The following is a 7,465-nucleotide window of genomic DNA, read 5'->3' as shown; positions in this document are numbered from 1 at the left end:
CTCTGGATCGCACCCATGTTGAGCGTGTCGACGCCCGACAGGGCAGCCTCGGTGCTGACCACCTTGAAGGTGCGCGTATCCAGCATGATCCGGGCCGAAGCCTTATAGAGCGGCGTCTGCTGGGCAATGATCACAGCCATGAGCACGACAGCGATCAGGCCGCAGCCGATGATCATTGCCTTGCGACGATTGAGCAGGTGCAGCCACGACCACAGCTCGGCGGACGTGTCGTTGGCGCGTACCGCCACCGGCGCAGGCGCCAGACTGCCACCATCGGCAACCTGCACCATTCGGCTCAGCATTGGCTCGTCCACGGTCTGGTCAGCCCTTGAAAACGATCTCATCCCAACCCCACGCCCGAGACATCGACTACCCTACAGCGACAAGTCCAGCCGGCTTCCCAGGGCCGACCTTGACGTGCCGCAACTTCCGAACAGGCAGTCCCACACCGCCTGCCGAGGTTACGCTATCGAACGAACCTACCAAACAATCCTTAAAACCACCTTTCGGGTACCCGGATGATGTCTCCTGGCCCGACTGGACTGTCCTCAGTCACAGTTTCCTCCGATCCCATGGTCGTATTGAATCGCTGAATTGTCATTCTCGTTTTTGACGCACGCCGCGTGTAGCCACCGGCGATGGCGACGGCCTGGACAACGTTGATCCCCGACACGAAAGCAAAGGCGCCCGGCCGAACCACCTCGCCCACCACGTAAAATGGCCGCCGCGTCATCAATTCGACGCTGAGGCGGGGCGTCAGCAGGACGCCGTCGGCCTTGTATCGGTTACGGAGCGTGTCCTCGATCTCGGGTGTGGTCATGCCGACCACCTGGGTTCGGCCAGCCAGACGGGGGGAGATCGCGCCCACCGAATCGACCTCGTACTCGCCCGACAATTCCGTATCGGAGAGCACCACGACACGCAGCTTGTCTCCCGGCGCGACCCGATATTCCCCCATCCTGATGGTCTGGGTCATTTGCGAGGGCTGCTGGACGGTCTGGGTCGTCATCGGAGGTTGCGGATCGCAGCCCGCCAACCCGAGGCCAAGACCGATCGATAACAGGCTCCCGATCGCCTTTCGAAATATAGTGAGGATGCCGGTGCTGCTCATGTCGCCGTCAGTTCCTCGCCACCAGGCGTATGGAGAATATGTTGCGGGTGTAGGTCGGGCCGCCAGCCGCGACGTCCGTCGACCAGCCCGATGCATACTCGTACAGTGGCCCGATCTGGATTTGGGGGCGGATGGAGTACAGCAGGCCGATCGACCCCTTTAGGAAATAGTCCGTTCGCGGATTGACGTTGGCGACACCGAATGCCGGCGTGTACTCGGCGATGTTGTAGGCGACGCCGCCGACGGCCTGCCATGGACCATTGATCTGATAGGTGAAATCGACGCCTACCGTGGTCGAGATGTAGTTCTGATAGTTGATCAGCGCCGACTCGTTGATGCTTCGCATGATCGCCGGACGCAGTGTCAGGGGCTCGTAGCCGTTCCAGACGCCCCTCAGGCCGAAGGTCATTGCGCTGGTCGTCGTACCGTCCGCCGGATAGGTCAGCGCCTGATAGCCGACAAAGCCTTCGAGCTGGGTCTTCGGACTCAGGACGGCCGTTGCGCCCAGGTTCGTGAACCAGCCTGTGGAGTCGCGCTGCTGTCCGGCAATATTGGTCGGATTCTCATAGTAGCGCTGATTGAGGCCGGGCTGGAGCCAGACGGAAATACCCTCGGAGACTTCGTAGCCCAGGCGAACCCGCTCTTCGTACTCGGTGCGGTTACGGCTCTGGGCGGGCAGGCCTAGCGAGGAAATGTTGCTGTATTCGTAGTACCAGTACTTCGTCGCCGTCGCGGTCAGCTGGTAGAAGAACCGGTTGAACTTCTGATAGAGCGACAGCTCCGCGGCGAGAGAGTCGGCGACGGTGGGCGCCTGGGAGAACGTAACGTTGGGCGTTCCCAGCGCCTCGGTGGCGCGCTGAAAGGCGACGAGGCCAGTCAGGTAGAAATCGTTGCGGATGTCGAGCCGTCCGTCGAGCCGGATATTGTAGTTCTGAAAGTTCTGGGTCGGCGCCGCCGAGTAGAATCCGAAACCACCGCCGGCCAGCAGCCGCACATAGTGGTTGAGCCATTCCGAGCGCAGCTCGAGCTGCGGGCGAATGACAGTGAACGGCGACCCGGTCGTCGGAGCCGGCGTGGCGAAAACGTTATCATCAAAGCCGCCAAGCAGATCGACCTGAGGGTACAGGGTAAAAGCGCCGAGCGACATGCCGAGCTCGGAAGGTGATCTCTCCCCAAGGGCCCCCACCGGCGAGCCCGGCAGGTTCAGCAGATCCACGATCGGGGTCTGCTCGTCGATCGTCTGGATCGCAGGCGCATCGGTCACGATCTGAGCCTGCGCTCCCGGCGCAGCACAGGAGAGCAACACCCAACCCAGAACCGGCGACCACGCGAGGCGCGAGCGTGCCGCTCTAATCATCGAGGGACTGGCAGACCATCCAACCAGCGGCGCGAGGGCGGGCTGGTAGAAATTCCGCCTCAACCCGCATTCGCTACTGGTTGCTGACATACGTGGTCGGCGGCAGAACCGTCGGTGGCAGCGGCGAAGTGACCGGCGTGGACGACGGTGTACCGGTATTCGTAGTCGAGGCCGGCGCGGTCCCGCCGCTCGGCGCAACGGCAACGAGAATCGGTGACGAACCCGGCGCAGCCGGACCCGCCGTCACGACATTGATGATCTGCTGGATGACGGTCGAGTTGACGTTTCCGCCCAGCAATTGTCCGATCAGCTGGTTCAACACGCCGGTATCGCCGCTGCTCAACGCGACGATCTGTGTCGACGTCAGTTCGGTCGGAATCAGCGGGATGTTCGGCACCTCGGTGAGCATCGAGGGGGGCACCGAATCGCTCAAGGTGTCTGAGGAAGGCGGCAGCGGCAGGACGTTCTGCAGCGGAATGGCTCCCTGGAGCGGTCCCGCCCCCTGGAGCGGCCCGGCGCCCTGCAGAGGTCCGGCGTCCTGGAGGGGACCAGCGCCTTGCAGCGGGCCAGCGTCCTGCAGAGGGCCGGACGACTGCAGGGGCCCCGACCCCTGAACCTGTGAATTGCTTTGAGCGAGTTGCTGGCCACTCTCCGTCTGACCGGCCGTCGATGTCGGCCGGGACTGGGCATCGGTAATGCCGACCCAAATGAGAGTCGAGGCGACGGCGCTGACGAAGGTCAGGAGGGTCCCTTGCAAGAGCAGCGAAATGTTGACCATCAGCCCCACCATCGTGACTGCCGCGACACGGTCCAGATCACATCGTCCTCGCGACCAAGTTCCGCTCAGGCGGTCTGGCCGATACCTCGCCTAACCTACCATACAAGGTATCGAATCCGTCCGACCATGCCAAGACTTCGATCTCGAGTCGGACACTTCGATCACCGCGACGGTTCGGCTATCCCAATGAAGCCGGCATCCCACCGCCGCTCCATCGCGCTCGTCCAGCCTTCCCACAAAGGCACTATAGCGATTGAAACTGCAGAAGCAACGCAATAATTGAGACAAGATTGGGACGCAGTTCTGCCGTCCGAGCCAACCACTTCCCCTGGGGAGAGGCCGGTCGCCGAGAACGCGACGTCTATGAGCGCGGCCGCGCGGCCTCCGCAATTCCTTCGAGGGCCGCTGCAAAACCTGCGACATCTCCGCACATGACGTGCCAATAGTCTCGGCGGCCGCTTCGGGCGATCAGGTCCACGTCCGAATCGGCACTGCCGACGAACAGGATCGGACGTCCAGAATCGACACAGGCATAGATCTTCGACGGCATAACAAAGCCAACGAAAGCGTCCTTCAGGGTCACGAGGTGGGCATCGGGAGTCAGTAGAAGCCCCGCCAAGCGCTCGAGAGCCACCGGGGCCGACCTGTGAAAGGGCAGTCCTCGCCGGCCGAGCCGCGCCGCGACCTCGTCCGCACCGCCTCCCGTGGCGCTGAGCCACAAATGGACCCGACCCGATCCCAGTCGATGATGCCGCTCGTAGCCCTCGACCACGGTCTCGACCTCATGCGCCACCCCGTAGTTTCCCGAGTAGAGCAGCACGACGGTGCCCGCGAGGGGCTGCGGAAGCGGTTCGGCCTGCTCGTGCCCCGCGAATACCACCGGTGAACCATCGCGCACGAGGGTCATGCGCGCCTCCGGCACGCCAGTCTGCCGCAGCCGGCGCCGCTGGTCGATGCCCAGCACCTCGAAGGCATCGATCCGTCGGCGCCAGAAATTCGTCACCGACAGCAGCAGTCGGAGCGCCCAGGATGGCCGGTCGCGCGCGGCGATCAGGCACTCGGGATGGAAATCGGTGATCCGATAGACCAGCCTGCCCCGCCACAGGAAGCGCAACGGTGCCAGCACGTGGATCAGGAACGGCGGCGAGCCTGTAAAGAGAATGGCGTCGGCCGTCCGCAAGCTCCGGAAGCTGGCCGCGACGAGCCGCAAGTTGGTCCAGATAGTCCACAGCAAGCGCCGCAGCAACGAGGTTCGCGGCACCGGCGACGCCATCAGGCGCTGCTCGGTCAGCCTTCCCTTCCCTCTCGTCTCGCTACGGGTCTCGCGGCCTGTCGACGAAAGGCCGATCAGCGTCACATCATGGCCTTGCTCGGCGAGCGCCCGGGCACGCATCTGCATGTATTGGCCGACTGCGCCGAAATCGGGCGGCAGCCAGTCGGCGAGGATCACGACCTTGGGTTCCTTCGCGAGATCGAAGGGGCTCTTGGCCAGCAAGTCCATCATGCGGCCGCCGCAGCCACCTTCCGCTCGAGCAGAGACCCGTAGAGCGCCGCCATGCGCCGGGCTATCCCCGGCCAGCTGTAGGACTGGATGACGCGCGCGCGTCCGACCTCGCCCATCTCCCGACAGCGTTGCCGGTCCGCCATCAACTCCGCGAGCCCGCCAGCGATTGCCGCCGGCGCCCCCTCGACCACCCGCCCGGCGCCGGTCTCGCGCACGACCTCTGCCATCCCGACCCCCGACGTCGCCAGGACAGGCACGCCGCGGCGCAGGGCCTCGAAGGCAGCCACGCCGAAATTCTCCGACAGCGAGGTCATCGCGAAAATCTGGGCGGCCGCGAACAGCGCCTCCTTGTCGACGCCATCGACATGCCGCGGGATGATGGTGACGCGATCCCCCACGCCAAGCTCGCGTGCCTGGGCGGCAAGCCGGGCGGCCTGACCGTCGGCGTCACCACCCGCCAGAACCACTCGCGTGCCCGGCACCCCGGGCAGCGCCGCAACGAGCCGGTCCAACCCCTTCTCCCAGCTGATCCGGCCGAGGGCCAGAACGATGGGTCCGCCGGCAATTGCCCCGGCGATGTCGGCGGCAGGCGCTGACGCTGAAAGCTCCGGCGGATCGTCGACGCCATGCGGGATCATGGCGAGCGGAGGCAAGCGCCAGCCAAAGGTCGCAATATGCTCGGCCTCCGCCGATGAGGTGACGTGAATGGCGGCCGCCCGCTCGAGGTTGCCGCGCTCGATCAGTTCGATCCAGGCCATCTTCACCCAGCGATTCTTTCGCCGGATCAGCTCCGGAACCAGCATGCCGCGGGGCGACATGACATAGGGTATCCCGTGTCGACGCGCCGCCCGCGCGCCTGCCCAGATCGGCCACAGGTAGATCGCGTGCAGATGCACGAGATCGAACCGGGCCACCTTGGCCGCGAGCGCCCGCCCCATGGAGGGCGACCAATAGAGCCGTCGGAGAATACGGCTCGGGAAATAGGTGACCTTCACGCCGTCGAGATCGACCGGCTCAAGCAGCGGCACATCGCTGTCGGCTGGACCATCGACGCTGGTCGTATAGACGTGAACGTCGTGCCCTTCGCCTGCCAACCCTCGGCACAGCGCATGGACCGTCCGGATCGGCCCGCCATAGCGTACCGCCGGCAGGTAGGTGGGAACGACGTGGAGCAGCCGCAACAGCCGGCCTCTCAGTGCCGTACGTGCCGGATCATGACGGGGAAGAGGCCCTGGCGCGTGCTTCGGCGGCGCGCGTGTCGAGCCATCGGACCACGATCGGGAACCCGAATCTGGCGATCAGGCTGAACACCAGGAAGAACATGAACATGCCGCCCAGAACCTTGGGCAACGAGACCTCCACGCCGTCGCGGGCCATGCTGAAGACGAACCCCATGACGATGCCCTCACGCACCATCAGCGGCAGGTGCGAGGCCATGAAGAGGCGCGTGACCAGGCCGAGCATCACGCCCAGGAACGCGATGCCGAACAGCATGCCGGGAAAGCCGAAGTCGGCGAAATTTTCTCCCATGTAGCCGACGCTGATCGACGTGCCCGTGCGGGCGTGCTCGGCCGGGTCGCCACGCGCCAGCCGCATGTAGACGTCCGAGTCCAGGAGCTGCGGCTTCTCCGGGAACAGGAAGCGCGGCTGGAAGACGTGACCCAGCGCCTCGCCCCACTGCCGATAGGGCTCGGATTCAGGCGAAGTCTCCTGCACGCCGATCACCGCGCCGAAGATGTCTACGTAAGCCAGTCGAACGAGCAGCGTGTAGGCCGCGTCGCTCCAGTTGATGCCGTCGGCCGACGTCAGCTTGTCGCCCAGATAGGCCATGCGTTCGGTGAGAGGGACCTTGATTTCCTGCGATTCGTCGGACTGGCTGGCATAGATGCGGTAATCGTGCTTGATCGCCGTCCAGAACAGCGCCAACACGAGAAGCAGCGACACCCAGACAACCGCGGCTATGCTGGACATCGTCGTCCACCGGATGCGCGAAGCGATCGCAGCTACCGCGACGTAGATGAACACGCCGCGAAAATCCGAGAAGAAGCCGGTGAAACCGACCAGAATTTCGAAGAACACCGCCCCCAGCATGAACTTCATGCCCTGGCCGGTGCTCAACGTGTAGGTGCAGAGCACGAACAGGGCCACGACCTTGAGACGCGATGCGACATCCACCGCCTGGAACAGCGACGGTACGAGCCTGCCGGCAAAGGCGAATACCAGGCTGACCGCGATCGCCCCGATATAGACGATGATCAGGTCGGGTGGCCGCCACTTCACATGCGCGACGGCTTCGGCATAGCTGGCCGGCCGCAGCCCGCTTAACGTCACGCGAAAGGCGACGGCCATCACCACCAGGCTCGCCAGCATGTACCAGTAGGCCCGAGTCACATTCATCCCGTGGATGCCGGCGCCGAGCGGCTCGCCATCGATCTGCGCCTGCAGAATGCGCGCGAAGACCTGCATCCACTGCCAGAGGAACAGATAGGCAGCGGCCGCAGGCATTGTCGGCGTTCCGATGATCCGCAGCAGCAGCCACGGCGTCCACGCGCCCCCGGCGTAGGCCAGCGGATCCACCATGAGCGGCGTGAACAGCAGGTTCAGGATGCCGAAGATCAGCGCAACGCGACGCAGCAGGTCGTAGTCCAGTCGCGTGACACCAGGGGTCCTGGTCAACGTTATCGTGGACATCTGCTGACGCCGGCCGAGCCTCGC

At 64.5% G+C, this 7,465-nt stretch carries 7 protein-coding genes; all 7 read right to left on the bottom strand.

Annotation, left to right across the window (positions count from 1 at the left end):
* On the bottom strand, positions 1-290 hold a 290-nt coding region (locus AB7O82_RS14525), incomplete at its 3' end, for a hypothetical protein (protein ID WP_428619648.1).
* Between the two features lie 203 nt (positions 291-493).
* On the bottom strand, positions 494-1,111 hold the full coding sequence (locus tag AB7O82_RS14520) for a polysaccharide biosynthesis/export family protein (protein ID WP_428540592.1): 618 nt from the start codon (positions 1,109-1,111) through the stop codon (positions 494-496).
* Positions 1,112-1,118: 7 nt separating this feature from the next.
* Positions 1,119-2,375, bottom strand: a complete 1,257-nt coding sequence (locus AB7O82_RS14515; RefSeq protein WP_428540589.1) for an outer membrane beta-barrel protein — start codon at positions 2,373-2,375, stop codon at positions 1,119-1,121.
* A 166-nt stretch (positions 2,376-2,541) separates the two neighbouring features.
* Entirely contained in the window at positions 2,542-3,246 is a 705-nt protein-coding gene (locus tag AB7O82_RS14510; protein WP_428540586.1) for a hypothetical protein, read from the bottom strand.
* Positions 3,247-3,607: 361 nt separating this feature from the next.
* Positions 3,608-4,696 carry a glycosyltransferase gene (locus AB7O82_RS14505; protein ID WP_428619647.1) on the bottom strand — a complete coding sequence of 363 codons (1,089 nt, stop codon included), beginning with the start codon at positions 4,694-4,696 and terminating at the stop codon, positions 3,608-3,610.
* Between the two features lie 50 nt (positions 4,697-4,746).
* Positions 4,747-5,931: a glycosyltransferase gene (locus AB7O82_RS14500; protein ID WP_428540580.1), complete on the bottom strand. Its 1,185-nt coding sequence runs from the start codon at positions 5,929-5,931 to the stop codon at positions 4,747-4,749.
* Between the two features lie 31 nt (positions 5,932-5,962).
* Positions 5,963-7,441: a hypothetical protein gene (locus tag AB7O82_RS14495; protein ID WP_428540577.1), complete on the bottom strand. Its 1,479-nt coding sequence runs from the start codon at positions 7,439-7,441 to the stop codon at positions 5,963-5,965.
* Positions 7,442-7,465: the final 24 nt, after the last annotated feature.

The organism is Reyranella sp. (assembly GCF_050185545.1).
Classification (GTDB): Bacteria; Pseudomonadota; Alphaproteobacteria; order Reyranellales; family Reyranellaceae; genus Reyranella.
Note: the sequence above shows the minus strand (reverse complement) of the source record. Positions and strands in the feature narration are given on the sequence as shown.